Here is a 1,899-nt window from a genome sequence, read left to right on the forward strand (position 1 = left end):
CCGCAGTCGCGATCTCCGCCGTGCCGGCCCGCCGGTAGGCGACGCTCACCCGGCCGTCGGCGCCCACCGACGCCGCGGGCGGACCCACCGGCCGCTCGGCCGCGATCGTGCCGGGCGGCCCCGACCGGTCGCCGGCGAAGTCCCAGTACCGGATGCCCTCGCGGGCCGTGCCGAAGACGGACACCCGGCCGTCCGGTCGGGTCACCGCGCTCGGCCCCTCGACGATCTCGCCGCCGCCGAGGTCCCGCCAGGCCGACCACACATCGCTACCGGCCGACCGGAAGCGGGTGCTCAGCCCCTTGTCCCGGTTGCGCACGAACAGGTGCAGCCCACCCGAGCCGTCGGCTTGGACCACCGGTGTGCCCGGGCCGCGTTCGCCGTCGCCCGGACCGCCCAGCCCCCGCCACGGACCCAATGCGCCGCCGGGCGTCACCTCGGTCGCGGTGACGATCTCGAACCGGTCCCGATCGGAGCGCCGGGCGCCGCCGATCCGCAGCGCGAACACCGTGATCCGGCCATCCTCCGTGCGCACCGCGGCTATTCCCGGGGCGAGTTCGCCGTCGCCGGGACCGGGCATCGACTGCGCCGAGGACCAGGTCGCGGCGCCGATGCCCTCCTGGGTCCACCGGGTGACCCCGCCGCCGAGCACGGCCCACGCGGTCAGCCGGCCGTCCGCGCCGAGCACCGGCCGGGGACCGGCGTCCGGAAAGCGATACGTGGTGCTCTGCGGCCAGTTGGTCCGAGCGGCAGTGTCGCGCACCTTGAGGTCGCCGCAGTCCACCCGTCCCGGGCAGTGGTGCACCCGGTCTGTCCAGCCGTACACCCGGGTGATCTCGTCCTTGCGCTCGCGGGCCGCCGGCGCGAGATTGTGCGGCCAGCGCTCGTTGTAGTAGCCCCGGTAGGCGATCGCCGCCACGCCGGCGGCCGGCCGCGCGGCGTTGTACCGGCGCAGCGCCTCCCAGGTGAACTGCGCGACGGCGGTGTGGTCCTGGTGGTCCGAGACGCCGCCGTTGTCCGCGTGCACGGGGTGTGCTTCGTCGTGCCGCTGTTGATCGGGGTCCGGGTCGAGCGTGCGCACCACGCTCGGCGTCTGGGCCCGCATCAGGTCCGCGAGCGAGTCGATCAGGCCGTCCCTGGTGTACGTGTAGGGCCCGCCGGCCGGCTCGTCCCGGGCGGCCAGCGTGTCGAGTTCGCGTTCGGTGCCGTTCCACAGCGTGCGCAGCCGCCCGTGCGCGCCGATGCCCTCCTCCTTGCGCGTGTTGAAAAACACGAGCTTGATGTTCGGGGCGTCCACCAGGTGGTCGAGCTCGGCGTGCGCGCCATCGCGCAACCGCACGCTGTGTCGCTCCCAGCGCGCCGCGCGGTCCCCCAGCGCCATGAACGCGTACGCGGCGCGCGAGCCGTTGTTGCGCGCTGCCGCGTACGCCTGCGAATCCGGGCGCCCGCCGGGGCCGTTGCGTCCGTCCGCCTCACCGGCGGCGAGGAAGACGGTCACGCTGTCCGTGCCCGTGCGCACCGCCCGGTCGACGTCGGGGTTCATGAAGTAGAGGTCGTCGTCCTGATGCGCGACCACCTGCATCACCGCACCGGTCGTGCCGGGCCGCGGCGCCAGGGTCTCGATCCCGATCGCCAGCGTCGGCGCGTGATAGGGGGGCGACCCGTAGGGCCCGGTCACCTTCACCACCGTGAGCGCGAAGCCGATCGCCAGGATGCCGACCACCATGGTGAATTTGCCGGTGCCGGGGATCATCGCCATGTCGGCGGGGGCCCTTCTGCTCTGCCATCGCGGGCGGACCGCCACATCATCGCCGTTCGGCGACCGCGACCCGCACCCGGCACACCCGACGCGGCCCGCACGGCGCACGCGCCCGATCGCGCCGCGGTCAGCCCGCCCGTGCG

Annotated in this window: 1 protein-coding gene; it reads right to left on the bottom strand. The window is 74.6% G+C overall.

Annotation, left to right across the window (positions count from 1 at the left end):
• On the bottom strand, window positions 1-1,756 hold a 1,756-nt coding region (locus tag ABZS54_RS42835), incomplete at its 3' end, for a PIG-L family deacetylase (protein ID WP_355548854.1).
• Between the last annotated feature and the right edge of the window lie 143 nt (window positions 1,757-1,899).

The sequence above is a fragment of the Embleya sp. NPDC005575 genome, from assembly GCF_040605455.1.
Classification (GTDB): Bacteria; Actinomycetota; Actinomycetes; order Streptomycetales; family Streptomycetaceae; genus Embleya.